Origin of the sequence: Shimia sp. R9_1 (assembly GCF_017743775.1) — a bacterium.
Classification (GTDB): Bacteria; Pseudomonadota; Alphaproteobacteria; order Rhodobacterales; family Rhodobacteraceae; genus Shimia.
The window spans coordinates 1201861-1227760 of record NZ_JAGHRN010000001.1; the positions used below are offsets into that span (position 1 = coordinate 1201861).

Here is a 25900-nt window from a genome sequence, read left to right on the forward strand (position 1 = left end):
CTCCTTCAGCCGCGACGTGCCTTGATACCGCCCGGCCCTTCGGAAGGAAACGCCCGATTTTGTGAGGGAGGCCATCACCAATCTTGATGATGACCCCGCCGCTCTTAGACTTTGACCCGCTCGGACTTGGGATCATACATGGGCTTTAAAGAGGCCTCGGCGCGAATTTTTGTGCCCATCACATCGATTTCGTAGGTCGACGCCAGAACGTCTGCGGCTTTTTCTCCTTCGCACGGCACATAGCCTAGCCCCACGGCAGCACCTAAGGTGTGACCGTAGTTTCCGGAGCTCAGATACCCGACATATTCGCCATCACGCAGGATCGGCTCATTGTGAAACAGCAGAGGCTCAGCCTCCGTGAGCTTGAACTGCAAAAGCCGGTTCTTGGGGCCGCTCTCTTTGCGTGCGATCACCGCCTCTTTGCCGATGAAGTCTGCTTTGTCCGTCTTCACAGCAAACCCGAGACCCGCATCCACCACGTGATCTTCGCAGGTGATGTCATGCCCAAAGTGGCGGAAGCCTTTTTCGATCCGGCAGCTGTCCATCATATGCATGCCGCAAAGCTTCAGCCCCATGTCCTGTCCTGCGTCCCAGAGCGTTTCAAAGGCATGTCCTGCCATATCTGAGGACACATAGATCTCCCAGCCAAGCTCCCCCACATAGGTCACACGATGTGCCCGCGCGAGGCCCATGCCCAGCTCAATCTCCTGCGCTGTACCAAACGGATTGGTCGCATTGGAGAAGTCCGCCGGAGACACTTTCTCAAGAAGCGTGCGCGCGTTTGGCCCCATGATGGCCAGTACACCCTCGCCCGCGGTGACATCTGTGATCACCACATTAAAGTTGCCCTTGTGACGCTGCATCCAAGTCTGATCAGCAAGCCGCGTTGCGGCAGGCGTGACAACAAGATAGGCGGTTTCCGTCAGCCGCGTTACGGTCACATCCGCCTCAATCCCGCCGCTGCGGTTGAGGAACTGGGTGTAGACGATCTTGCCATTTGGCACCGAATAATCGCCGCCGCCAACGTAGTTCATGAAGGCTTCGGCATCCGGGCCCTCCACGCGGATTTTGCCAAAGGACGACATGTCATACATGCCGACATTCTCACGCACGGCGCGGTGTTCAGCGGCGGAGTTCTCAAACCAATTCTGGCGTTTCCAAGTGTACTGGTATTCGCGCTCTTGGCCTTCATTCGCAAACCAATTGGCCCGTTCCCACCCCGCAAGTTCGCCAAAAACCGCGCCCTGCTCTTTGAGGTGATGATGGAACGGTGTGCGCCGCACGCCGCGCGCGGTGGCCTTTTGGCGATAGGGGAAGTGATCTGCATAAAGCAGCCCTAGCGTTTCTTTGGAGCGTTCAAACAAATAGGTTTTGTTGCCCTGAAATGGCTGCATGCGGCTGATGTCCACATCCCCCAGATCAAAGGGCCTGTCGCCATCATTCATCCATTGCGCCAGCGCCATACCGGCGCCACCCGCAGACTGAATGCCGATGGAGTTAAAGCCAGCCGCCACCCAGACATTGTCCATCTCAGGTGCCAGCCCAAGATGGTAGGCATCATCCGGAGTGAAGCTTTCCGGCCCGTTGAAGAAGGTGTGGATGCCCGCCTCAGCCAGCATAGGAAGACGGTTGCAAGCCGCTTCCAGGATCGGCTCAAAGTGGTCAAAATCTTCCGGCAGCTGGTCAAACTCAAAGCTGTCGGGAATGCCGTTCATGCCCCAAGGCTTGGCGTTGGGTTCAAAGGCGCCGAGCAGGATTTTTCCTGCGTCTTCCTTGTAGTAGGCGCATTCATCGGGAACGCGCAGCACCGGCATCTGTGTGAGGCCCTGAATGCCTTCGGTCACGATATAGAAGTGCTCACAGGCGTGCAGCGGCACGTTCACGCCCGCCATGCGGCCCACTTCATGGCCCCACATACCCGCGCAGTTCACAATCATATCGCAGGCAATGTGGCCTTGGGCGTTGCCGTCATCAGAGACCCAATCTACGCCCGTCACCTTGCGACCGGATTTGGCGATATTGGTGACTTTGATACGCTCCTTGACGATGGCACCGCCCTGCCGCGCACCTTTGGCCAAAGCCAACGCAATATTGGCCGGGTCTCCCTGACCGTCCAGCGGCAACCAGACGCCAGCTTTCACATCCTCGATGTTGAGATGCTCATAACGCGCCTTCACCTCAGCCGGGGAGATCTCTTCGACCTCAACCCCAAAGGCACGTGCCATGGCCGCTTGGCGGTAGATCTCTTCCTTGCGCTCTTCGGTCAAAGCCACCGTGATCGAGCCGCATCGCTTAAAGCCTGTGGCCACACCCGTTTCGGCTTCCAGGTTGCCGTAGAGCTCTTGGGAATATTTCGCGAGCTTGGTCATATTTGCCGTGGCGCGCAACTGCGCGATCAGGCCTGCGGCATGCCACGTGGTGCCCGAAGTCAGCTGCTTGCGCTCCAAAAGCACAACATCTTTCCAGCCCAATTTGGTCAGGTGGTACGCCACAGAACAGCCCACCACACCGCCGCCAATAATCACCACGCGTGCTTTGTTTGGAAGATCAGCCATTACGATGTCCTTTCAGGTATTTCACAGGCTTAGGCCCAAGGCCGGCCAAGGGCGCTGCCCCCGGACACCCGGCGTAATTTCAGCAAGATGAAGTCAGGCCCCGACCAAGTCATAACCTGCCTCTTTCAAACGGTTTGCCAGTTCGGCGATATGACCCGGGCCGACCTCGCAGCAGCCGCCAACAAAGCGAGCGCCATCCGCGACCCATTGCATGGCAAAGTCCGCGTAGCGTGCGGGCGTCACATCATCGCGGGCGCGCAGCCCGTCAACGGTACCGCCGATTTCAAGCGGATCGATGCCCGTGAAAGCATTGGCGTAGGCACCGGTTGCACCTGCGGACGCCGACACGGCCGGAAGCCCGCCGGACACAACTTCGGGTTTGGAACAATTCAGGCCAATGCCCGCGACTTTGATGCCCTTGAGCGCGTCCAACGCGGCCTCAAGCGGCTCTCCGGAACGCAAGGTCTGGCTGTTGTCGTCCTTGAGCGTGACAAACACCCATGTTGGCTTGCCTGTTTCGACACCAGCCTGAGCTGCAGCAGTTGCCTCGGCAATGCTGGACAAGGTCTCGCAGAGGATGACGTCACACGCCGCTTCCTGCGCCGCGACTATTTCCTGATAGGCTGGCAGCAAATCAGCGTGGCCGAGTGACATATCCGGGCGATAAGACCCGTGCAGCGGTGGCAGGCAGGCGGCCAGTTTGACGCCGTCCGCTTCAACTTCATCCCGTGCAGCATTGGCAAGGTCAATCGCCCGCTTCTGAAGCGTTTCAAACATATCGCCGACACCCTCCCGCGTCAGCCGCTCAGGCGTCGCGGAATAGGTGTTGAGCGTGATCAGGCGCGCGCCAGCCCGGATAAAATCCGCATGCACTGCCTGCACGGTCTCCGGCTCTTCCATCATCACCTTGGTGGACCAAAGCGGATGGGCCGACATGGATGACCGGGCCAGGAGCTCCTGACCCGATCCACCATCTTTCAAGATGACCTGCGTCATGCCCGCAGGCGTTCGTTGGCCGGATCCCAGAGCGGCTGATCCTCTTGCACCACGGCGCGGTATTTCTCGCCGTAGATCTCAACTTCTAGCTCGGTGCCGGGCTTCGCCAGATCCGCCTGCACCATGCCCAGCGCGATGGACGCATTCACCCGATGCCCCCAGCCGCCAGAAGTGGTTTCACCCACAATCTGATCGCCGTGCCAGATGCAAGACATGTAAGGCGCGTCAGCATCACCGGCCTCTACAACCAAGGTAACAAAGGATTTTTTGACGCCTTGCTGCAGCTCGTTCTGGATCGCGGCTTTGCCCGGGAACGCCTGCGGCTTGTCAAGCTTCACAAAACGGCCAAGGCCCCCTTCGAGCAGAGAGTAATCCGTGGAGAGATCGCCTTTCCACGCGCGGTAGCCTTTCTCAAGGCGCAGCGAGTTCAGCGCATACATGCCAAACGGTGTCGCTCCAGCGGCGATGATGGCATCGTAGATTGCTGGCATATGCTCATTCAGCGCATGCACTTCCCAACCCAGCTCACCCGCAAAAGACACACGGATCAGATAGGCAGGTTGCCCTGCGACGGTCGCGCTTTGGTGGGTGAGCCAACCGCTCTGCAGATCCGCATCGGTCAGGTTTGCCAGAATCTCACGCGATTTTGGACCTGTGACGATCAGCGTGTCGCGGGTGGTGGTGACATCCTCAACCGTCACGCCAGCAGGCATGACTCTGGTCAGAATATCGCGGTCGTGCCATTGCGCAGTGGCCGCTGTGATCATCACAAATTCATCCTCACCCAAACGAATGCAAGACATCTCTGTCAGGATGCGGCCGCGGTCATCTGAGACATAAACAAGGTTCATCCGACCGACCTTTGGAAGGCCACCTGTCACGAGGCCACGCAGTGCTTCGGCCGCGCCCTCGCCTTTGACCATGAAGCGGGAAAAGCCCGGCAAATCAAGCACACCGCAGTGATCGCGCACCGCTTCGCACTCTTCTTTTATGCGCTGCTCCCAAGGGCCGGAGCGTCCCCAGGTGTGGGTCGCATCCAGCGAGGTGTCGTCGCCATCTTTGGCGAACCAGTTGGCCCGCTCCCAGCCGTTGTAGGCCCCCATAACACCGCCTTGTGCAACCACCCGGTCATGGACGGGGGAGAGCTTCTTGTCGCGCGCGGCGGGCCATTCGTGATGCGGGAAATGCATGGCGTATTCGTTGCCGTAAACTTCCATGCCTTTCTTCACGCAGTAATCATGATCGGTGTAATCGGTGTAGCGACGCGGATCGACGGCCCACATATCCCACTCGGTGTGGCCATCCACGATCCACTCTGCGAGCACTTTGCCAGCCCCGCCGCCCTGAGCGATGCCGAAGGTGAACACACAGTTTTCAAAGGCATTTTCCACCCCAGGCATGGGGCCGATCAGTGGCAAACCGTCTGGCGCATAGGGGATCGGGCCGTTGATCACACGGCTGATGCCGGAGGTGGCCATCAGCGGTACACGCTCCATGGCGTCGGTCACGATGTCCTCGATCCGGTCCAGATCGTCAGACCAGAGCTGGAAGGAGAAATCATCCGGCATCGGGTCGGCGTCTGTGTCCCAATGGGCCTTACAGTTGGGCTCATAGGGGCCGAGGTTGTAGCCGTGTTTCTCCTGACGCAGGTAGTAAGAGATATCCACGTCGCGCAGCAGCGGCAGCTTCACACCACCGTTGGCTTTGGACCATTCTTCCACCTCGGGGATTTCTTCGGTCAGCAGGTACTGGTGGCTCATCACCATCATCGGCACGGAGCGGCCGCCGTAAGGCTTGAACCATTCGCCCACGCGCTGAGCGTAGTAACCTGCTGCGTTCACTACATAATCACAGGCAATGTCACCTTTGTCGGTGTGCACAATCCAGCTTTTGTCTTCCTGCTGGGTCACACCGGTCGCCGGGCAGAAACGGATGATCTTTTGGCCCATGTCCCGCGCGCCTTTGGCCAGCGCCTGGGTGAGCTGGGCCGGGTCGATGTCACCGTCGGTGGGGTCATAGAGCACGCCCATGAGATCGTGGGTCTCAAGGAAAGGATAGCGCTCCTTGGCCTCTTCCGGGGTCCACATCTCCATCGGGATGCCCTGATAGCGGGCCATGGACATGGCCCGTTCAAACTCCTGCACACGCTCTTTGGTGTGCGCCAGCCGGATCGAGCCGGACTGGTGATAGTTCATCGGGTAGTCCACCTCTTCACCCAAGCGGACGTAAAGCTCGGTGGAGTAGCGCTGCATATTCATGATGGCCCAAGAGTTTGAAAACGTGGGCACATTCCCGGCCGCGTGCCAGGTGGAACCCGCGGTCAGCTCGTTCTTTTCCAGCAGAACACAATCGGTCCAGCCCTTCTTGGCAAGGTGGTAAAGGCTTGAGGTGCCAACGACCCCACCGCCGATGATGACCACGCGGGCCTTGGTTGGAAAATCGGACATGTTGGTCTCCCTTAGTCAAAAACCAGTTTGGCAGCGAGGCCGCCAAAAATGATGGATGCGCATTTGTTTAGAACCCCGGTGGCCTTCTTGAGCTTGGCTCCGACCAAGCCTGCGGAGAGGCCGATCATGGAGACCACAACGAAGCCACCAGCGGAAAACATGAGGCCCAAGATGGCGATCTGGTGCCAAATGGGGCCGGCCTCAGGTGTGGTGAACTGGGGCAAGAAGGCGAGGATGAAGAGGATGATCTTGGGGTTCATCATATTGGTCAGGAACCCGCGACGCAGCGCGCGCGCGACGTTTGCGCGGCCGTCAGTCTCCTCAGAAGGTGGTAAGGCACGCCAGGATTGCCAAGCCAAAACAAGAAGATAGGCTGCCCCTGCATAACGGATCACCAGCAGGGCCGTGGGGGTTGCAGCGATCACAACGGCAAGGCCTGCGGCGGCCAAAGTGATGTGCATGAGCAAGCCGAGCGTTACGCCAACGGTGGCGGCAAACCCGGCTTTGGGCCCGCCCGCAATGCCAGAGGCAATGGTGAACATCATATCCGCGCCGGGGGTCAGATACATCACCAGCGAGGCCGCCATGAAGGCCCAGAGCGTGACGCTTTCCATATTTGCGAATGTCTCAAGCATGGCCTTCCTCCTTGTTTTTAAAGCGTTTCTCAGATTGATGTGTCAGAACATCAATAGACCGGCGGGGCGATCACCCAGATCGCGACACAGGGGTCGTCGTGCGGGTTGGACCAGTGGTACTCCTCGCCGCGGATGCGGAAGCTGTCGCCTGGACCGACCGAGAATTCCTGTGTCCCGATCCGCAAATTCAGTTTGCCTTCAACCACATAGCCCACTTCCTGCGTCGGTCGGGTGGCGGGCACTTGCATCTCGGAGCGGGGCGCGAAGGTGGAATGCACCATCTCAAAATCATCCGTGAGATCAGGTGAGAGCAGCTCTTCGATCAGCCCTTCCTCGCTGCCACCCATCGGACGGCGGGCGCCTGCGCGGACGATATAGCCCTGTTCATGGGCCAGCGCGGAGGACTGGCCGAACAGCATAGACATAGGAACTTCAAGGACTTGCGCGATTTGACGGAGATCGGAAATCGTTGGTTCGGACTTGTCGCGCTCGACCTGACTGAGCCACCCCACAGACCGTTCCAGCGCTTCTGCCATATCCGTCAATGTCAGGCCGCGCGCCTTGCGCAGCGCGCGCAGATCGGCGCCAAGCGTCTGGGGGTTTTGGGGCACATCGTGCAGCATATAGCGCGAATCCAGTCGTGAAATTTTTCCCTCGAATTTCACGGTGCCTCAGTTTGGTGAAATTTCAAAGCACTTTTTCACGCGATCTTCACATTTGTTGCGCGCGCCAAAAGCCGCGTTAACCATGAAAAACAACGTCGGTATCGCGTCTGTATTGCGGCTGTATCGCGTAGGTGCGAAATTTCGGTCCGAAAAAAGGTTACCCCAACGGGCGTTGCGTGGATTTCACAGCTCAAAATCCGCGCAGATCTTGAGCAAGTTGACGGGCGTGTTCCGGCTCCCGCTGCCAGCCGCAGGCCACCTCCCATGCGAGATGGGCACGACGCGCAACCGCCCCCAAAGGCTCAAGCATCACCTGATCAAACAGCGGCAGGTCGCGGCGGCATTCATCCCAGTCAATCAGCCAGAGATGACCTAGCGGATCACGCAGCAGATTGCCCGGCGCAAGGTCGCCATGCACCACACAGAGCGGCGTGGTTTGCACGCCAGCCCAAGCGGTCCGACACAGGGCCACAAGATCGGCGGGCATCTGCGAGAGGTCAACGTCGCCGCCCGCCGCGCGGGTCAGCAGGTCGGCGGTGGCACAAAACCCCGGCCTTTGGGACACAGCGCGGCTCATTTCGTGAAACCGGTTGAGCGGGACGGAGAGGTCAGAGGCCGCAGCAGGCGGTATCGCCGCCCCCTCGACAAGCTCCTCACATATCCAGCCCTCAGCGATCCACGCGCCGGACAGGCTGCGGCGCATGTGCGGCACATTTAGCCCTGCGCTGCGGGCGATGGTCTGCACCTCTGCAAGCCAGGCCATGGCTACCTCTGACCGTTGGGTGGATTTGAACACCAGATCCCTGGGCAGGCCGCACGTACGCCAGACCGTATTGCGATGGCCACCCGTGAGCTCTTCAAGCGGCGCATGGAGGCCCCAGAGATGCAGAGGTGGATGGCTCATCGCTTTGCGGCTCCTAAGGCACCTCACAGGTGTAGAGCTGCACCTTCAAACCGCCATGGGCCACGGTGGCAAAGGGTGTTTCCAGTGGCAGACCGGTGGCTCGGGCGAGCCCTGTGTCGGTGGTGACGATGCCCACGGTCCAGCCGGAGAAATGCTGCGAGAGCGCTTTGCCAAAGCTTGCATAAAGCGCAAACAGCCCTTTTTTGTCGCCAATGCGTGCGCCATAAGGCGGGTTCACCACGACGATACCGGGAGGGCCAACTGGTGGTGTGATCTCGCCTGCGCTTTTCTGGGCAAAGCTGGCCCAATCCGCCACCTCTGCGCGGCTGGCGTTTTCGCCTGCCATGCGGATCGCACCGGCGTCTTTGTCAGAGCCAAAGAAGCGTGCATTGGGCGCTGTTGCCTCGCCATTGCGCAGCGCTTGGAACGCCTCGATGTCAAAATTGGCGAGCTGCTGAAAGGCAAAGCTGCGGGAGCGCCCCGGCAGAAGCCCGGCGGCGATCTCGGCCGCTTCGATCACAAAAGTGCCGGAGCCGCACATCGGGTCATAGACCGGCTGGCTGCCATCAAAGCCAAGCTGGCGCAGGAACATGGCGGCCATGTTTTCACGCATGGGGGCCTTGGCGACGGCGGATTTATGGCCGCGCTTGTGCAGGCTTTCGCCCGTGGTGTCGAGCGAGAGTGTGACCATATTGTTGTCGATCCGCGCCTTCACCACCACGTCGGCCTCAGCCGAAATGGGCGCGCCGACAGCGGTGGCCAAGCCCCGCTCGATGCGCTCTTTGGCGGCGCCAGCGTGGTAGATTTTGGATTTCTGCGTGGCGACATCCACCTTCAGCGGGACATCGGTGCGCAGAAATTGCCGCCATGGCATATCGGCGATCAGACGCTCCAGCTGGTTGAGGTGCATGGCCTGAAAATTGTCGATCCGCGCCAGCACGCGCACCGCGCCGCGCAGGCTCAGATTGGCGCGCCAGACATCCTGCCAGTTGCCGCGAAAGCGCACGCCGCCGGGCATCATTTTGGGCTTTTTGAAGCCCAGATCCGCCATTTCCGCCGCCAGAGGCTTTTCCAGCCCCGGCGCGGTCACCACAAAGATTTCAAATTTTTTCATGCGCCGCTTGTAGCGGGCTTTGTCAGGTGACGCGAGGCGTAGTCTGCATGAAAAAGCGGCTCCACGGCGGCGGCCAAGCGCAACAGACGCGCTTCATCGCCGCCTTTGACCAAGAGCATAACGCCACAAGAGGGCACATCCGTGGGCAGGGTGATGCCCGCACTGCCCATGAGGTTGCCGATGCGGGTGTTGCGCAGGGCGAGCAGGTTTTCGGTGATGTAATACTCCTGATCGGTCATCAGGCGTTCCACATTGGGCGGCAGGATCGGCGCGGTGGGCAGCACCACAGCGTCATAGCTGGCAATGCGGGCCTCCCAGATCTCGCGCAATTCATGCAAGCGCTGCCAAGCGGCGACATAATCCGGCCCGGTGATGGTGGCCCCTGCGCGGAACCGCTCCAGAATCTGGTCAAACATCTTGTCCGGTGCGGCCTCGATGGTGTCTTTCCACTCGCCGTAGGCTTCCGCCGTATAGAGCGGCGCGGTGAGGGACATGGCCTCGGCAATCTCCGGCGCCTGAATGAACTCCAGCGTGGCGCCCGCGACGCTCATCCGGTGGGTGGCGCGCTCAAAGGCGGCAAGCGGGGCCTTGCGTAAATTCTCAAGCGCGATGGTTTCCAGAACCGCAAAACGCTTGCCGTTCAGCGACACGCCGCGCAGATCCACAGGGGCACTGCCATCCAGCATGGCAAAGAGCAGAGCGGCGTCTTCGACGGTGCGGGTGATCGGGCCGATGGTGTCAAAGCTGCGGCACAGCGGCACCACGCCTTTGCAGGAAATCCGCCCCGGCGTGGTTTTCAGACCGACAAGATCATTCCACGCCGCCGGGATGCGCACCGAGCCGCCGGTGTCAGAGCCGATGCCCGCAGGTGCGAGGTCAAACGCCACGCTGGTGGCCGCCCCGGACGAGGAGCCGCCGGGCACCGCATCTTGATCGTTCACGCAGGGCGGTGTGGCGGTGATCGGATTGAGACCAAGACCTGAAAACGCCAGCTCACTCATATGGGTTTTGCCAAGGCAGATCAGACCCATGGCGGTGGCATTGGCGAGCACTTCGGCGTCTTCCTGCGGCACGCGCCCCTTAAGCAGGGCAGACCCGGCTTCCGTCACCACACCGGCGCTGTCAAACAGGTCTTTCCAGCTGATCGGCACGCCATCAAGCGGCGACAGGCGGAGCCCCAGACGGGCGCGCTCGGATGCGGCGGTGGCTTCTGCCAGCGCGCGCTCGCGGGTGATCGCAGAATAGATGCGATCACGCAGGGTATGGCCTTCAATGGCGGTCAGATAGGTTTCGGTCAGCGCCACCGGATCAATTGCCCCAGCCTCAATCCCGCGCCCCAGATCCGCAACGCCCATTTTCAGCCATTCCAACATTTTGCTCTCCAAACCTCTGATCAGCGCGACGGTAGCGGCGCAATCGCGCATGGACAATCCCGAACCGACACCCATATTGGCGTCATGAGTTTTGACACCGATATTCTGATCGCTGGTGGCGGGCTGAACGGCCCTGCTCTGGCACTGGCGCTCGCGCAGGCGAGCTTTGATGTGACCGTTGTGGATGCGCGCCCTGCACCTGCACGGGCGGCAGGCAACTTTGACGGGCGTGGCTATGCGCTGGCGCTGGCCTCCAAGCGGCTGCTGAGTGCGATTGGTGTCTGGGAGCAGGTGGCGGATCAGGCCGAGCCGATGCGCGACATCAAGGTCTCAGACGGGCGCGCGGGCGAAGGGCCGGCACCGTTCTTCATGCATTTTGACCACCGCGAGATCGAAGAAGGCCCGATGGGGTTTATGCTGGAGGACCGCTTTCTCTACCGCGCCTTCCTCACCGCGATGGAGGCCGAGCCGAAGATCACGCTGATTTCCGGCACAGAGGTCACGGATCAAACCGTCGATGTCAGCGGTGTCACGGTCACGCTGAGTGATGGCACGACACGGCGTGCAAGGCTGCTGGTGGGCTGTGACGGGCGGCAGACCGGTGTTGGCAAACGCGCGCGTATCAAGCGTACCGGTTGGGGTTATGGACAGACCGCGCTGGTCTGCGCGATCAATCATGAAAAGCCCCACAATGGCGTGGCGCATCAGTTCTTTATGCCCCCCGGCCCGCTGGCGATCCTGCCACTGCCAAACAATATGAGCTCGATTGTCTGGTCAGAAACCGACGAGGCTGCTGCTGCCATTCATGCGCTGTCTGATGACGACTATATGGCGGTGCTGCGTCCGCGCTTTGGCGATTTCCTTGGAGAGATTGAGCTGGCGGGCAACCGCTTCACCTATCCGCTGAGCCTGTCGGTGGCCAACAGCTTCATCGCAGAGCGCGTGGCGCTGGTGGGGGATGCGGCCCATGGCATGCACCCGATTGCCGGACAGGGCCTCAACGCCGGTCTGCGCGATGTGGCGGCGCTTGCGCAGATCCTGACTGAAGCGCAGCAGCGCGGCGAAGACATCGCCTCTCCGCTGGTGTTGGGGCGTTATCAGGAATGGCGCCGCTTTGACACCGCCACGCTGGTGGCCGCAACCGATCTGACCAACAAGCTCTTTTCCAACGACAACCCGCTGCTGCGTGCCGCGCGGGATGTGGGCATGGGGCTTGTGGGGGCAATGCCCGGCCTGCGCCGCACCTTCATGCGTGAGGCTGCGGGCCTCAATGGTGAATTGCCCAAGCTGATGCAGTAGAGGCGCCAGCGCTTCTCATTCGTCAAATATCCCGGGGGTGAGCGCAAAGCGCGAGGGGGCTGGCCCCTCAACCTTTTAATTATTCCGCGCAATTTGATCCCAAAACCGGTGCCCACTTTTGGGATCGCGCTTTTGGGATTGCGCTTGGCCGATCACTCAATCACACGCGCTTCGTCGATCAGCATCACAGGGATGCCTGCGCGGATCGGAAAGGCAAGACCAGCCGCGCGGGAGATCAGCTCCTGCTTTTCCGAGTCATATTCCAAGGTCCGGCCAGTCTGAGGACACACCAAAGCCTCCAGCATCCGGCGGTCAAATTTCGGGTCAAGCTGCGGCTCGGTTTGCGCATCCATCATTGTATCAAGTCCTCTCCGTCACCGCTGCGCAGTGCAAATTCCAAAAGTGTCACAAGGGTTTCGCGGCGCGTGGTCAGCGAAGGCGCCTCCAAAAGCGCCTGTTTGTCCTCTGCGCCAAACTCCAAAAGCATCGACAGCGAGTTAATCAGCAACTCGTCATCGGCATCTTTGAGCGTGTCCCAATCGGTCGACAGCTCGCGCTGGTCGAAATACCGCTTGAGCAGATCCATGAAGGCCGGGCGCTGAAAGCCCGGATCATTTTCCGTGCCGCCCAGATCGCGCTCAAAACCGTCCCATAGCACCTGACAGCGGCGGTAAGGCGCAAACCCTTCGACCTCCTGCAGCACGCGAAAGCGTGACACGCCCGAGAGGGTGATCAGATAGCGATTGTCATCGGTCTCTGAAAACTGGGTGATGCGCCCGGCGCAGCCGATGGTGTGCAGGCCGGAGCCGTCCCGCCCCGGCACCTCATTGGGCTGGATCATCCCGATCAAGCGCTCCGAGGTCTTGAGCGCGTCATCCAACATCGCCAGATAACGCGGTTCAAAGATGTGCAGCGGGAGGCGCGCGCGGGGCAACATCAGCGCCCCGGGCAAAGGAAACACCGCCAGCGTTTCCGGAAGGTCAGCGGCTTTGAACATGGCAGAAGCCTACTCTGGAACGCCTGATCCGCAAAGCGCGATCATGCAAAGATCAGCGAGCTCAGTTTGCGGCGGCCATTGAGCACCACAGGATCATTGGCCGGAAGCGCCTCAAAGATGGTGAAGAGCTGGGCCTTGGCTGCGCCGTCGTTCCATTCGCGATCCCGGCGGAACAGCTCCAGCAGCTCGGTCACGGCATCTTCGACCTGATCAGCGGCATGCAGGGCCTGCGCCAGATCGAAACGCGCCTGATGGTTGTCGGGATCCGCCTCCACAGCCGCACGCAGCTCTGCCACAGGGCCAGCGTTTTCTGCCTGACGGGCCAGCTCGATCTGGGCGCGCACCGCTTCGATTTCAGCGGCTTCGGAGATGGCCTCCGGCGCGCCGTTGATCACGGCCTCAGCCTGATCGGTCTGACCAAGCGCCAGATAGGCACGCGCCATGCCCGCAAATGCGGCTGCGTTTTCAGGATCTTGCTCGGCAATGGCGGCAAAGGTTTCCGCCGCAGAGGTGGCATCGCCCTCGCCCAGCATCTCTTCCGCTGCGGCCAGCGCATCGGCCAGACCGCCATCGGGCATGGCGCCGCCACCAGCCTCAACCACACGCGCCACAAAGGCATCAATCTCGCTGGGTGGCAACGCGCCCTGGAAACCGTCAACCGGCTGGCCCTGCCAGAAGGCATAGACGGTCGGGATGGATTGCACGCGCATCTGGCCTGCGATCATCTGGTTTTCGTCCACATTGACCTTGGCCATCTTCACAGCGCCGCCTGCAGCGGTCACTGCCGCCTCAAGTGCGGGGCCGAGGGTTTTGCAGGGGCCGCACCATGGCGCCCAGAAGTCCACGATCACCGGCACGGTCATGGAGGCATCCACAACATCGGCCATAAAAGTGGCTTCAGATACGTCTTTGATCAGATCACCATTTGCGGGCGCGGTCTGTGCGCCTCCGCCAAGAATATCCATCATCTTTTGTCTCCGTCTGGACCTTGCCCCCTATATGGCGGGATGCAGCGCAGAAACCAAGGGAGGAGTTGGTTTTGGCGCGCAGCAAAAGCGGGCAAAGTCGCGGGTGTTTTATAATGCCGTTTGCGTTTAATGTGAGGCAAAGGGATCGCTTTTCGCGTTCGACCGAAAGGGAGAGGCAGCGAACAAGCGATTCAAGTCAAACGCAAACGGCTATAGGTCGAAGGTGGCAAAGATCGGCGCGTGGTCTGACGGCTTTTCCCAGCCACGGGCGGCGCGCAGCACGCGGCTGGAATGCGCGGCGTTGGAAATGTCGGGCGTGGCCCAGATGTGATCCAGCCTGCGGCCCTTATCCGCCGCGTCCCAATCGCGCGCGCGATAAGACCACCAGCTGTAGAGCTTGCCTTCGGGGATGTCCTGCCGGGTGATATCGACCCAGCCGCCCGCCTCCTGGGTTTCGGCAAGCTTTTCGACTTCGATCGGGGTGTGGCTCACCACTTTCAGCAGTTTCTTGTGATCCCAGACGTCATCTTCGCGCGGGGCGATGTTGAGATCGCCCACCATGATGGATTTGCTCATGTCTTCGCGTTTGAAGTAGTCCCGCATGTCCGCCAGATAATCGAGCTTCTGGCCAAATTTCTCATTCTGCTCCCGATCTGGCACATCGCCGCCTGCGGGTACGTAGAAATTGTGGACGGTGACGCCGTTTTCCAGCCGACCTGCGATGTGGCGAGCATGGCCGAGATCGGCAAAATCTTCACTGCCCGCCTCCTCCATGGGGATTTTGGAGAAGATCGCCACGCCGTTGTAGCCCTTCTGGCCACGCGCGACCATGTGGGTGTAGCCAAGGGCGGCAAAGCCTTCCATCGGGATCTTATCAACGGGGCTTTTGCACTCCTGAAGGCAGAGCACGTCGGGGGCTTCTTCCTGCATCAGCTTTTGCACAATCGGCTCGCGCAGACGCACGGAGTTGATGTTCCAGGTGGCAAGCGTGAATGACATGGAGCTCTCCCTCAGATGTTTGACGCGACCCTACGCGGGCGGGCGGGTGCTGCCAATCCGAAAGCTGCGCCAAGAGAGAGGCGTCCAGACCCTAGACACAAAAAAAGGCCCGAGCCGGAGCCCGGGCCAGTCCAACAGGGAGGTTCATGTCATAACCCGGACATGGGCGGGAACTCTTTGGTCTTTGCAAATGGTGCGCGTTTCAAATTTGTCACCGAACCATTGTAACATATTTAGGGGCTGCCGTGGTTGTGCAAAGTCCCACGGCAATCCATCGGCGGTTTTATGCCACCAGCCGGTAACCGCCGCTTTCGGTGATCAGCAGCCGTGCGTTGGAGGGATCGGGCTCGATCTTCTGGCGCAGACGGTAGATGTGGGTTTCCAGTGTGTGGGTGGTGACCCCGGCATTATACCCCCAGACCTCGTGGAGCAGCACGTCGCGCGCCACAACACCTTCGGTTGCCCGGTAGAGGAACTTCAGGATGTTTGTCTCTTTCTCGGTCAGGCGGATCTTGCGATCATCCTCGGTGGTCAAGAGCTTCATGGACGGCTTGAACGTATATGGCCCAAGCTGGAAGACCGCGTCTTCAGATTGCTCATGCTGGCGCAGCTGCGCACGAATCCGCGCAAGCAGGACCGGGAACTTAAACGGCTTGGTCACATAGTCATTTGCGCCCGAATCAAGGCCCAGAATGGTGTCCGCGTCGCTGTCGTGACCGGTCAGCATCAGGATCGGGCTTTTCACGCCCTGCTTGCGCATCAGGCGGCAGAGCTCGCGGCCGTCGGTGTCAGGCAGGCCCACATCCAGAATGATGATGTCATACAGGCCTTCTTTGACACGGCTCATGGCATCTGCGCCGTTGGCCGCTTCAAACACGTCAAAGTCTTCGGTCATCACCAACTGCTCAGACAGCGCCTCGCGCAGATCGTCATCATCGTCTACCAGCAGGATTTTTTTCAATTGCGCCATGTGCCGCCTCCTCGTTTGAATTGCTTGGTAGACGATTTGAGGTACCAATTCATTTACAACAAGATTTGCTGCAAAACTCTCACGCCCTCGTGTTTCAGCAGCGGCAAATGTTTCATATTGCTGCAAGGGACGCTACATGTGTGGCCCAACCAATTGAGAATCTCATGAGTTTTGCACCTGACATCATCGAACGACTGGCCCGCGCGCGTGCAGATCTGCGCATGGGGGTGCCGATTGTTTTGACCGGAGGCGCTGTGCCTTTGCTGGTGCTGGCGGCAGAAACCCTGACCGACGCACGGCTTGACGATGTACGCGGGCTGGCCGAAGAGCCGCATCTGGTGATCACCGCGCGGCGCGCCGAAACCCTCAAGGCCCGGGCCTATGACGGCGATGTGGCGCGGATTTCGCTGCCAAAGGATGCAGGGCTGAAATGGGTTCAGAGCATTGCCGCCCCTGAGGATGATCTCAAAAGCCCAATGAAGGGGCCGCTGGCCACAGCGCGTGACGGGGATGCCGACCTGCACCGTGCCGCGGTGAAACTGGTGAAATCCGCGCAGCTTCTGCCCGCAGCCCTCACGGTGTCTTTGCCCGACGCGGCGCAATTCGCGCTCGATCATGGCCTCACGGTGATACCGGTGACCCTTGCCGCGCCCCATCTCGCAGCCACAAGCCCGCTGCATCCGGTGGTGCATGCGCGCCTGCCCATGGCGGCGGCAGAGGCGGGGCGCCTGCATATTTTCCGCCCCGAAGACGGTGGCGCAGAACATTACGCAATTGAGATCGGACGCCCTGCCCGCGACAAGCCAGTGCTTGCCCGCCTGCATTCGGCCTGTTTCACCGGTGATGTGCTGGGCAGCCTGAAATGTGACTGCGGCCCGCAGCTGCACGCGGCGCTGGATCAAATGGGCATCGAGGGCGAAGGCGTCCTGCTTTACCTCAATCAAGAGGGCCGTGGCATTGGGCTCGCCAATAAAATGCGCGCCTATTCGCTTCAGGATCAGGGGTTTGACACGGTTGAGGCCAATCACCGGCTGGGCTTTGAGGATGATGAGCGCGATTTCCGCATTGGCGCCAAAATCCTGCAAGAGATGGGATTTGCCCAGGTGCGTCTGCTGACCAACAACCCGCGCAAGATCGATATGATGGAAAAGGCTGGTGTTTCCGTGGCCGAGCGCGTGGCGCTGAAAGTGGGGGAAAACGCCCACAACCAAGCCTATCTCGCCACCAAAGCCCATAAATCCGGCCATATGTTATGACCCCAAATGATCTGGTGCTGACCCCGCGCGGGGTGCGCTTTCACGGCAGATATTTCCCCTGCAGCATCGGCAAAGGCGGCATCAGCAACACCAAGCGCGAGGGTGACGGGGCCACGCCCCGCGGGGTGCACAAAATCGTCGGCATGCTCTACCGCGCTGATCGCCTTGCGGAACCGCGCCCATGGGCGCTCCCGATTGGCAAAGACGATCTGTGGTGTGATGCTCCGGATCACACAGACTACAACCAGCAGGTGCGCGGGCCATTTGCCGCCAGCCATGAAGTGATGCGCCGCGCAGATCCGCTGTATGATCTGATCCTGATCACCGATTGGAACTGGCAAGAGGCCGTTTCGGGGCGCGGTTCAGCTATTTTCCTGCATCAATGGCGCCGCCCCGGCTATGCCACAGAGGGCTGCATCGCCTTTAGCCGCGCTGATCTTCACTGGATCGCCGCGCGGGTTTTCCCTGGCACGCGGGTGATTGTGCCCTAAGCACGCGCATTCTCATTCCTGAAATATCCCCGCCGGAGGCATCCCACCTCATCGGACGGTCGTGCCTTATGTGGTCCGCGCGCCAAAGATGGCAGATCCCACGCGCACATGGGTCGTCCCAAGCGCCACCGCGCGCTCATAATCACCGCTCATCCCCATGGACAGGCCCGCCAGATCATTGCGCTTGGCCAATTTGGCGAGCAGCGCAAAATGCAGCGCGGGCTCTTCATCCACCGGAGGGATGCACATCAACCCCACGATGGGCAGGTCCAACGCACGGCATTCGGCAACAAAGGCATCGGTATCGGCCGGCAGAATGCCGGATTTCTGAGGCTCTTCGCCAGTGTTGACCTGAATGAACAGATCCGGGCAGCGCCCCTCCTCCTGCGCCAGACGCGCCAGAGTATTGGCCAGCTTAGGGCGGTCGAGCGAATGGATGGCGTCAAAAAGCCCCATCGCCTGTCGGGCTTTGTTGGTTTGCAGAGGCCCCAGCAGATGCACTTTGGCATCCGGATAGGTTTCGCGAAAGGCGGGCCATTTGCCGGCCGCTTCCTGCACCTGATTTTCTCCAAAAAGGCGGTGGCCCTGCGCCAGCACTTCGGCGACACGGTCGTCCGGCTGACGTTTGCTCACGGCGATCAGCTGGGTTGCGCCAGAGGCCCGCCCTGCGGAGGCTTCAGCTTTGGCGATGCGTTGGGAAATTTCGGTCAGCGACATGGGCGGCCTCTATCAATGGTATTGGGGCGCGACAAATCATGCTTTGGCACAAAAAGAAAGGGGCAGGCTCTTGCGAGCCCGCCCCAAAGACTTGGTGTCTATCAACTATTAGAAGTTGAAGACCACACCCAGGTCGCCAACGGTGTTGCCGGAAGCGTTGGATGCAACACCTGCGCCCAGGGAAACGCCGCCACCCAGGGAGTGGGAAACGCCAACACCGTATGCGGTGTCGTTTGCGTCGTTACCACCGGTGGAGATGTGCGCGTTCACGGAAGTTGCGGCGGAGATGGTGTAGGAACCGGAAGCACCGAATGCTACGTCGTCCATGTTGTCGTTGTCAGCAACCAGTACGGAGTAACCGAAGTCGCCGAAGGAACCGTCAACACCGATTGCCCACTGCTGGTTGTCTGCGTCGCTGTCGCCGAACATTACGCCAACGTTGTGTGCGCCGAAGTTGTAGCCGCCACCGATCTGCCAGTATGCGTCACCTGCGCCTGCACCGTTGGAACCAGTTTCCATGGAGTAGGAAGCAGAACCGGTGAAGTCACCTGCGGTGTAACGCAGTTTGATGGTCTGGTTGTCGTCGTCGCCGGAGCCTGCGAAACCGTTACGGTCGAAGCCGGAGAAGTTGGAAGTCTGACCGGAGATCGCGGTGTAACCGATTTCGAAGCCGGACCAGTTCAGGACGTCGCCGGAGTCGAATACGTCGGATACGGAACCAACGTCAACGCGGATGCCGCCGGTGGACACTGCGAAGCCAACGCCGCCAGGGCCAGTACCGTTAGAGCCGAAGCCGTCATCTTCTTGTGCTTGAAGACGGATACGGCCTTCGAACTTAACGCCACCATCGGTTTCGGTCAGACCGGTGATGTTCACACGGATACGGTGATCCAGGATGGTTTCGTCTGCCAGACCTTCGTCGTAAACCAGACCGAAGCGGCCTGCACCGCCGAAAGTTACGTCTGCTGCTGCAACGGATGCGGTTGCAACCAGAGCAGTAGAAGCGAAGAGAATCTTTTTCATGATTTTTCCCTCGGATTTCCAATTCATGCGCCCAACCCGGAGAATCCGTAATTGGGTATGTGGTAGTCTCTCGCTCTTTTGGGGGTATTTTGGCAAGCACAGCGCAAAGCTTTAAGAGATTGTAAGCCGACATGGTGCAGACATGCCACAGTCCTGCCACAACGCTCGATACTTCCTATATCGCATCGTTATTTCTCACCGCTGAAAAGCCCCTTACGCAAAGGCAAGTTTCACAGGAACGTACCAAGATACTAGACCATAACAGGCACTTTACTCCCAAGAGCCTTGCTCAACAGGCACAGCTTGGCTAGGACGGTTACAAACCACGTCTTGAGGCAGTTTTATGGAACTTCTACGTCGTCCCGCGCTTTTGGTTGCTCTTGTGGCGGCCACCACCCTGACCGCTTGCGGAAACCGCAATAATGGATCCGGCCTGTTGGGAGAAGTGCGTCCCGCAGATACTACAGCGGAAGAAGATACCCTCTGGGATGCCTTTGGACCGGACAATGCGGATCAGACGGTGCGCGTGAACAAGTATATTTGGGCGGCGTCGCTTGAGGTTCTGGATTTTCTGCCCGTGCAGACGGTTGACCCCTTCAGCGGTGTGATTTCAACCGGTTATGGCACGCCTCCGGGTGGCGGGCGCTCTTACCGGGCCACTGTGTTTGTGCGGGATGCAGCGCTTGATGCGCGGTCGCTGAATGTGGCGCTGCAGTCCAATGGTGGCCGCGCGGTGCCTGAGAGCACGGCGCGTGCGGTGGAAGACGCGATTCTGACACGTGCGCGCCAGTTGCGGATTGAAGATAAGAAGATCTGATCCCGAAGCGAGATCTGAAAGACAAGAGCCGCAGTTTTCGCTGCGGCTTTTTTGTTTGCGACTCGGCGGTCTTGATAACCGCTCAGCGCACCCCCCGGATCTTAGCTGCGCAAGGCCCCGGGGGGCATGGCGTGAAGCTTGTCGATCCAGGCCAGTTGCTCGGGCAGGCATTGGGTCTGCAGATCATAATGCGTGACGGCAAACTCTCTGGAGGCCTTCCCCATCTGCGCGCGCATTTCGGAATCCTCAAGCACGGTGAAGATTTCATCCACCATCTGTTCCTTCTCAAAGAACGGGAATAGCCGGCCGGTTTCGCCGTGGGTGATGACCTCGGCCACAGGGGCGGTATCACTTGCCACAATCGGTGCGCCGATGGCCATGGCTTCCAGCAACGACCAGCTGAGCACGAAGGGGTAGGTCAGATAGACATGTGCCCGGCTGATCTGCAGCATCGAAAGAAACTGGTCATAGGGCACTTTGCCAAGGAAATGCACACGTTCCCAATTGGGGGTCGGAATCTGGCCGCGCACTTCATCGATGTAGATCTGTTTCCATGTCTGGCCCTTGGGTGGGGCTGAGCCGTAGCTCACCTCATCCCCGCCGACGATCACAATCTGTGCGTTGGGGCGGCGTTTCAGCAGCTCCGGCAGCGCGCGCATAAAGACATGGTAGCCGCGGTACGGCTCCAGATTGCGGTTCACAAAAGTGATCACCTCATCGTCGTGGGACAATACGCTTCCGTCCGGAAGCGTGAGCTGCGCATCTGGGTTGGGGCGCACAACCTCGGTGTCTATGCCATCATGGATCACGCTGATGATCCCTTGATACTCCTCCGGGAAGGTCGAGGCCTGAAAACGGGTCGGGCTGATGCAGAGGTCGACTGATTGCCGGTGCATCATATTGTTGAGGTTCTTCAGGCGCAGGCGGATGGAATCCGTGTCCGCATTGGCCTTGGGAAACTCCGGATCAAAGTCGGTGTCCTGATCATTGAGCGAATAATAGAGTTCGCTATAGAGACCGATGCGCGCGGTCGGCCAGAGATCGCGCAGAAACATCGGCTCGCCCCAGCCGGGGTGCGCCACAATCACATCGGGCACGTAGCCTTCCTGATCACGTAGATTGCGCGCCGCAGCAAAACAGGCCTCTGCCCGCAGCACCTTGGTTTCAAAATCCACCAGCCACGGATGCAAGCCCTGAGAGGGTTTGCGCTTGATCCCGTAAGGGTAGATCTGAACACCCTTCCAATTTCCCGGCTCCGTGACACGCAGGGTGATGCAGCGCACGTCATGACCGCGCGCGGCCAGCTCTGGCGCAAGATGCTTAAACTGCCCAGGGAAATTCTGGTGAATGAAAAGGATCTTCAAACGAATGTACCTGTCAAAATTTTCTGTTTTGAACTGTATAACGTAGAAATCGGCGCTGAGAAGCCAAGCAGACGCCTAAAATGCGCCGCTTCTTGCTGGACCAAGGGCGCAGAGCGGCCTATCACCTTCCAAAACCCGCGCCACGTGTTTGGTGGCAGAGACCAGAATCAAAAAGGTGACACCCTATGTCGCGCTACAGCCCCGCCGAGATTGAAGCCCGCTGGCAGGAAGCCTGGGCCAAGACCGAGACTTTCAAAGCCGTTCGGGATGAAAGCAAACCCAAGTATTATGTGCTTGAGATGTTCCCCTACCCGTCGGGCAAGCTGCATATGGGGCATGTGCGCAACTACACCATGGGCGACGTGATCGCGCGCTACAAAATCTCCACCGGGCACAATGTACTGCATCCGATGGGCTTTGACGCCTTTGGTATGCCTGCGGAAAACGCGGCGATGGCGAGCGGCGGCCACCCCAAAGACTGGACCTATTCCAACATCGACACGATGGTGGAGCAGATGAAGCCGCTGGGCCTGTCGCTCGATTGGTCGCGCATGTTTGCCACCTGTGATGAAGATTATTACGGCCAGCAGCAGGCGCTGTTCCTGGATTTCCTCGAAAAAGGCCTCGTCTACCGTAAGAACGCTGTGGTGAACTGGGACCCGGTCGACATGACCGTTCTGGCCAATGAGCAGGTGGAAAACGGCCGTGGCTGGCGCTCTGGTGCGCTGGTGGAGCGGCGCGAGCTGACCCAGTGGTTCTTCAAGATTTCGGACTACTCAGATGAGCTGCTGACCGCGCTGGACGGGCTGGAAAACTGGCCTGCGAAAGTGCGCCTGATGCAGGAGAACTGGATCGGCAAGTCGCGCGGTCTGGAATTTGGCTTTGAGCGTGTGGATGGCGGCGCGCCGATCACCGTTTACACCACCCGCCCTGACACGCTGATGGGCGCGTCTTTTGTGGGTATTTCCCCGGACCACCCGATTGCCAAAGAGCTTGAGGTCTCAAACCCCGAGGTTGCAGCTTTTGTGGCGGAGTGCCGCAAAGGCGGGACCACGGAAGAGGCGATCGAAACTGCAGAAAAGCTGGGCTATGACACCGGCATTCGCGTGAAGCACCCGCTGAACCCGGAGTGGGAGCTGCCGGTCTGGATCGCGAACTTCATCCTGATGGATTACGGCACTGGCGCGATTTTTGCCTGCCCGGCGCATGACCAGCGCGACCTTGATTTCTGCCGCAAGTATGACCTGCCGGTCATAGACACATTCTTTGCCATTGGCAACGAAGTGCCGGTGGAAAAAACCGCCTTTGTGCCCGGCAAAGACGAAAAGGTGAAATGGGTGAACCATTTTGCCGGTCTGGATGAGGCCACCGGCCAAGAGGCCATCGACACCACCATCGACTTTGCCGAGAGCGCCGGCTGGGGCAAAGGTGTGACCAATTTCCGTCTGCGCGACTGGGGCCTGTCCCGTCAGCGCTATTGGGGTTGCCCGATTCCGGTTGTGCATTGCGAGAGCTGTGGCGTGGTGCCCGAGAAGAAAGAGAACCTGCCGATTGCGCTGCCTTATGATGAGGACGGCAAGGCGATTGATTTCTCCGTCCCCGGCAATCCGCTCGACCGTCACCCAAGCTGGCGCAACTGTGCCTGCCCAAGCTGTGGCGCGCCTGCGCAGCGTGAAACAGACACCATGGACACCTTTGTGGACAGCTCCTGGTATTTTGCGCGTTTCACCGCGCCACAGGCGGACACGCCGACTTCCATGGAGGACGCGGCTTATTGGATGAACGTCGATCAGTATATCGGCGGCATTGAGCACGCGATTTTGCACCTGCTTTATTCGCGCTTCTTTGCGCGGGCGATGCACATCTGTGGCCACCTGCCGGAAAGCGCCAAAGAGCCGTTTGATGCGCTGTTCACCCAAGGCATGGTGACCCACGCGATCTACAAAAACGCCGAGCGCACCGATGACAATGGCCGCACGATTTACCACTACCCTGCGGAAGTGGAAGAGCGCGACGGCGGCACATTTGTGAAAGAGACCGGCGAGGCGGTGGAGGTGATCCCCTCTGCCAAGATGTCCAAATCCAAAAACAACGTGGTGGATCCGGTGGACATCATCACGTCCTTTGGGGCGGACACCGCCCGCTGGTTTGTGCTCTCTGACAGCCCGCCTGAGCGCGATGTGGAATGGACGGCGTCTGGCGCGGAAGCGGCTTATAAGCACCTAAGCCGCGTACACCGTATTGCCACCGAGGTGGCGGCACTACCTGCGGGCGCGGGCAAGGATGATGAGACCCTGCTGCGCGAGATGCACAAGGCGATCCGTGATGTGACATTGGGTGTGGAAAGCTTTGGCTTTAACGCTTCCATCGCGAAACTCTATGCTTTCACCAACACACTGGCGAAATCCAAAGCCGGTGGGGACGCGAAGCGTGAAGCCACCAAGGCACTGGCACAGCTGATGTCGCCGATGACACCGCACCTGTCAGAAGACATCTGGCAGATGCTGGGCGGCGAAGGCATGGTTGTGGATGCGGCCTGGCCTGTGGCGGATGAAGCGATGCTGGTTGAGGCAAATGTGACCTTGCCGATCCAGATCAACGGCAAACGCCGTGGCGAAATCACCGTGGCCAAAGACCTCGCAAAAGAAGAGGTTGAAAAACTGGCGCTGGCCCATGAAGCTGTGGCACGTGCGCTGGATGGGGCCCAGCCCAAGAAATTGATCGTTGTCCCCGGTCGGATCGTGAATGTCGTCGTTTAACCGCCGCTCTTTTCTCCTGTCAGCCGCCGCCCTTGGCATCCCCTTGGGCGGCTGTGGCTTCACGCCGGTCTATGGGCCGGGGGGTGGCGGGCAGAACCTGCTCAACAATGTGTTGGTGGATGAGCCCAACGCCAATGAGAGCTTTCTTCTGGTGCGAGAGCTGGAAGACCGGCTGGGTCAGCCCAGTGTGAATGCCGAATACGGCCTGTCGCTGGCGCTTGATCTGTCAGAACGCGCGGTGGGGCGTACCGTGGCGCAGGAAACCGACCGCTTTGATGTGATCGGATCTGCCACCTATGCCCTGCGCGGGATCGACAGCAAAGAGGTGCGCACCTCAGGCAAGGTCTCCTCTTTTGTGAGCTATTCCGCCAGCGGCAGCACCGTTTCAGAACTGGCGGCGCGTCAGGATGCCTATGAGCGCCTGAGCGTTATTCTGGCGGACCGGATTGTGGCGGAACTTCAGGCGTTTGAGGCGGCTGCAGCCACATGAAAATGAGCGCGCGCGAGGCCAACCGGTATTTTGGCAAGCCGGAGCCGGATCGCACCGGTGTGCTGATTTTCGGGCCTGATGCGATGCGCGTGGCGTTGAAGCGCCAGGAGCTGATTGCCGCGCTGATTGGCCCGCAGGGCGAAGAAGAAATGCGCCTGACACGCATTCCCGGCGCGGAGCTGCGCAAAGACAAGGCGCGGCTGAATGATGCCATCAAAGAGGTGAGCTTCTTTCCCGGCCCGCGCGTGGCCTTTGTGGAGGATGCCACCGATGCCACCGCCCCTGCCATCCTGTCCGCGTTGGAAGACTGGGCGCCGGGGGATGCGCAGATTGTGATCACCGCGGGGCAGCTCAAGGCGAGCTCCAAGATCCGCAAAGCCTTTGAAGGGCACAACAATGCCTATGCGGTGGGGATCTATAATGATCCACCCAGCCGCGAAGAGATTGAAGCCGACCTCAAAACCGCCGGATTGCGTGACATTCAGGGGGAGGCGATGACCGATCTGGCCAACCTCGCCAAAGAGCTGGATCCGGGCGACTTCCGCCAGACCTGTGAGAAGCTCGCGCTCTATAAATTCAAAGATGACACCCCTGTCACCTCAGAAGATGTGATGGCCTGCGCGCCGGTCTCCACGGAGGCGGCGTTGGATGATGTTCTCAACATCGTCGCGGAAGGGCGCGCGCAGGAGCTGGGGCCGGTGTTGCGCAAGCTTGAGGCGCAAGGGGTGAACCCGGTTTTGCTGATCATCTCCGCGACCCGCCATTTTCGCGCACTTTACAGCGCGGCCGCTGACCCAGGCGGGGCCTCGGCGGGCATTGCCAAGATGCGCCCGCCGATCTTTGGCCCGCGCCGCGACCGGATGACCCGTCAGGCCTCAGGCTGGGGCGCAGCAAAGCTCGAGCAAGCTCTGACCGGGCTGACGGACACCGATCTGCAGCTGCGCTCCGCCGGACAACGCGCTCCGGAGATGGCGCTGGTTGAGAGGCTGTTCCTGCGCCTTGCCATGCTGGCGCGGCGCTAACCTTCGCGACCACACGTCAGTTTTTCGTCCTCGCGCTTG

General features: G+C 59.9%; 23 protein-coding genes. 7 read left to right on the forward strand and 16 right to left on the reverse strand.

Features of this window, described 5'->3' with window-relative positions:
* Positions 1-104: 104 nt before the first annotated feature.
* The 8 genes from J7399_RS05830 to J7399_RS05865 all read right to left on the reverse strand — a co-directional run bounded on the left by J7399_RS05830 (position 105) and on the right by J7399_RS05865 (position 10689).
* A complete protein-coding gene (locus J7399_RS05830; RefSeq protein ID WP_209084600.1) occupies positions 105-2555 on the reverse strand; it encodes an FAD-dependent oxidoreductase in 2451 nt (816 codons plus the stop codon).
* Between the two features lie 93 nt (positions 2556-2648).
* Positions 2649-3551, reverse strand: coding sequence for a homocysteine S-methyltransferase family protein (locus J7399_RS05835; RefSeq protein WP_209084601.1), 903 nt, complete (start codon positions 3549-3551; stop codon positions 2649-2651).
* Positions 3548-5998 (reverse strand): FAD-dependent oxidoreductase, encoded by a 2451-nt coding sequence (locus J7399_RS05840; protein ID WP_209084603.1) that lies wholly within the window; start codon positions 5996-5998, stop codon positions 3548-3550. Before J7399_RS05840 ends, J7399_RS05835 begins: the two co-directional genes overlap by 4 nt.
* Positions 5999-6009: 11 nt before the next feature.
* Complete coding sequence (locus J7399_RS05845; RefSeq protein WP_209084605.1) at positions 6010-6633, reverse strand: LysE family translocator; 624 nt, start codon at positions 6631-6633, stop codon at positions 6010-6012.
* Between the two features lie 50 nt (positions 6634-6683).
* Entirely contained in the window at positions 6684-7256 is a 573-nt protein-coding gene (locus J7399_RS05850) for an XRE family transcriptional regulator (protein ID WP_209064755.1), read from the reverse strand.
* A 232-nt stretch (positions 7257-7488) separates the two neighbouring features.
* Entirely contained in the window at positions 7489-8202 is a 714-nt protein-coding gene (locus J7399_RS05855; protein ID WP_209084607.1) for a phosphotransferase, read from the reverse strand.
* Between the two features lie 13 nt (positions 8203-8215).
* The gene (locus J7399_RS05860) at positions 8216-9316 is read right to left on the reverse strand and encodes a class I SAM-dependent RNA methyltransferase (RefSeq protein WP_209084609.1); all 1101 of its coding nucleotides are present in this window, start codon (positions 9314-9316) and stop codon (positions 8216-8218) included.
* Positions 9313-10689 (reverse strand): amidase family protein, encoded by a 1377-nt coding sequence (locus J7399_RS05865; RefSeq protein ID WP_209084818.1) that lies wholly within the window; start codon positions 10687-10689, stop codon positions 9313-9315. The genes J7399_RS05860 and J7399_RS05865 overlap by 4 nt, the downstream gene beginning before the upstream one ends.
* Before the next feature lie 84 nt (positions 10690-10773).
* Between J7399_RS05865 and J7399_RS05870 the strand changes: the two genes are divergently transcribed.
* On the forward strand, positions 10774-11988 hold the full coding sequence (locus J7399_RS05870) for an FAD-dependent monooxygenase (RefSeq protein ID WP_209084611.1): 1215 nt from the start codon (positions 10774-10776) through the stop codon (positions 11986-11988).
* Positions 11989-12140: 152 nt separating this feature from the next.
* On the opposite strand, the gene J7399_RS05875 is transcribed toward J7399_RS05870, so the two are convergent.
* The 5 genes from J7399_RS05875 to J7399_RS05895 all read right to left on the reverse strand — a co-directional run bounded on the left by J7399_RS05875 (position 12141) and on the right by J7399_RS05895 (position 15922).
* Positions 12141-12341 (reverse strand): Trm112 family protein, encoded by a 201-nt coding sequence (locus tag J7399_RS05875; RefSeq protein WP_209084820.1) that lies wholly within the window; start codon positions 12339-12341, stop codon positions 12141-12143.
* A complete protein-coding gene (locus J7399_RS05880; RefSeq protein ID WP_209064744.1) occupies positions 12341-12985 on the reverse strand; it encodes an LON peptidase substrate-binding domain-containing protein in 645 nt (214 codons plus the stop codon). The genes J7399_RS05875 and J7399_RS05880 overlap by 1 nt, the downstream gene beginning before the upstream one ends.
* 41 nt (positions 12986-13026) lie before the next feature.
* Positions 13027-13953, reverse strand: a complete 927-nt coding sequence (locus J7399_RS05885) for a co-chaperone YbbN (protein ID WP_209084613.1) — start codon at positions 13951-13953, stop codon at positions 13027-13029.
* Between the two features lie 210 nt (positions 13954-14163).
* Complete coding sequence (xth, locus tag J7399_RS05890) at positions 14164-14952, reverse strand: exodeoxyribonuclease III (RefSeq protein WP_209064740.1); 789 nt, start codon at positions 14950-14952, stop codon at positions 14164-14166.
* A 283-nt stretch (positions 14953-15235) separates the two neighbouring features.
* The gene (locus J7399_RS05895) at positions 15236-15922 is read right to left on the reverse strand and encodes a response regulator transcription factor (RefSeq protein ID WP_209064738.1); all 687 of its coding nucleotides are present in this window, start codon (positions 15920-15922) and stop codon (positions 15236-15238) included.
* A gap of 164 nt (positions 15923-16086) precedes the next feature.
* Between J7399_RS05895 and ribA the strand changes: the two genes are divergently transcribed.
* Positions 16087-17178, forward strand: a complete 1092-nt coding sequence (gene ribA / locus J7399_RS05900) for a GTP cyclohydrolase II (RefSeq protein WP_209084615.1) — start codon at positions 16087-16089, stop codon at positions 17176-17178.
* Complete coding sequence (locus J7399_RS05905; RefSeq protein ID WP_209084617.1) at positions 17175-17669, forward strand: L,D-transpeptidase family protein; 495 nt, start codon at positions 17175-17177, stop codon at positions 17667-17669. The genes ribA and J7399_RS05905 overlap by 4 nt, the downstream gene beginning before the upstream one ends.
* Before the next feature lie 66 nt (positions 17670-17735).
* On the opposite strand, the gene J7399_RS05910 is transcribed toward J7399_RS05905, so the two are convergent.
* Entirely contained in the window at positions 17736-18386 is a 651-nt protein-coding gene (locus J7399_RS05910; RefSeq protein ID WP_209084619.1) for a YggS family pyridoxal phosphate-dependent enzyme, read from the reverse strand.
* Positions 18387-18494: 108 nt separating this feature from the next.
* The gene (locus tag J7399_RS05915; protein WP_247742732.1) at positions 18495-19436 is read right to left on the reverse strand and encodes a porin; all 942 of its coding nucleotides are present in this window, start codon (positions 19434-19436) and stop codon (positions 18495-18497) included.
* 316 nt (positions 19437-19752) lie between these two features.
* Between J7399_RS05915 and J7399_RS05920 the strand changes: the two genes are divergently transcribed.
* Positions 19753-20226: a DUF3576 domain-containing protein gene (locus J7399_RS05920; protein ID WP_209084621.1), complete on the forward strand. Its 474-nt coding sequence runs from the start codon at positions 19753-19755 to the stop codon at positions 20224-20226.
* A 101-nt stretch (positions 20227-20327) separates the two neighbouring features.
* On the opposite strand, the gene J7399_RS05925 is transcribed toward J7399_RS05920, so the two are convergent.
* Entirely contained in the window at positions 20328-21590 is a 1263-nt protein-coding gene (locus J7399_RS05925; protein WP_209084623.1) for a glycosyltransferase family 4 protein, read from the reverse strand.
* A gap of 185 nt (positions 21591-21775) precedes the next feature.
* Here J7399_RS05925 and leuS point away from each other — a divergent pair, with 185 nt between their 5' ends.
* Genes leuS through holA form a run of 3 tightly spaced genes read left to right on the forward strand, consistent with a single transcriptional unit; the run spans position 21776 to position 25861 of the window.
* Positions 21776-24349: a leucine--tRNA ligase gene (gene leuS / locus J7399_RS05930; protein ID WP_209084624.1), complete on the forward strand. Its 2574-nt coding sequence runs from the start codon at positions 21776-21778 to the stop codon at positions 24347-24349.
* Complete coding sequence (gene lptE, locus J7399_RS05935) at positions 24336-24839, forward strand: LPS assembly lipoprotein LptE (RefSeq protein ID WP_247738829.1); 504 nt, start codon at positions 24336-24338, stop codon at positions 24837-24839. Before leuS ends, lptE begins: the two co-directional genes overlap by 14 nt.
* Entirely contained in the window at positions 24836-25861 is a 1026-nt protein-coding gene (gene holA / locus J7399_RS05940; protein ID WP_209084625.1) for a DNA polymerase III subunit delta, read from the forward strand. The genes lptE and holA overlap by 4 nt, the downstream gene beginning before the upstream one ends.
* The last annotated feature ends 39 nt before the right edge of the window (positions 25862-25900 follow it).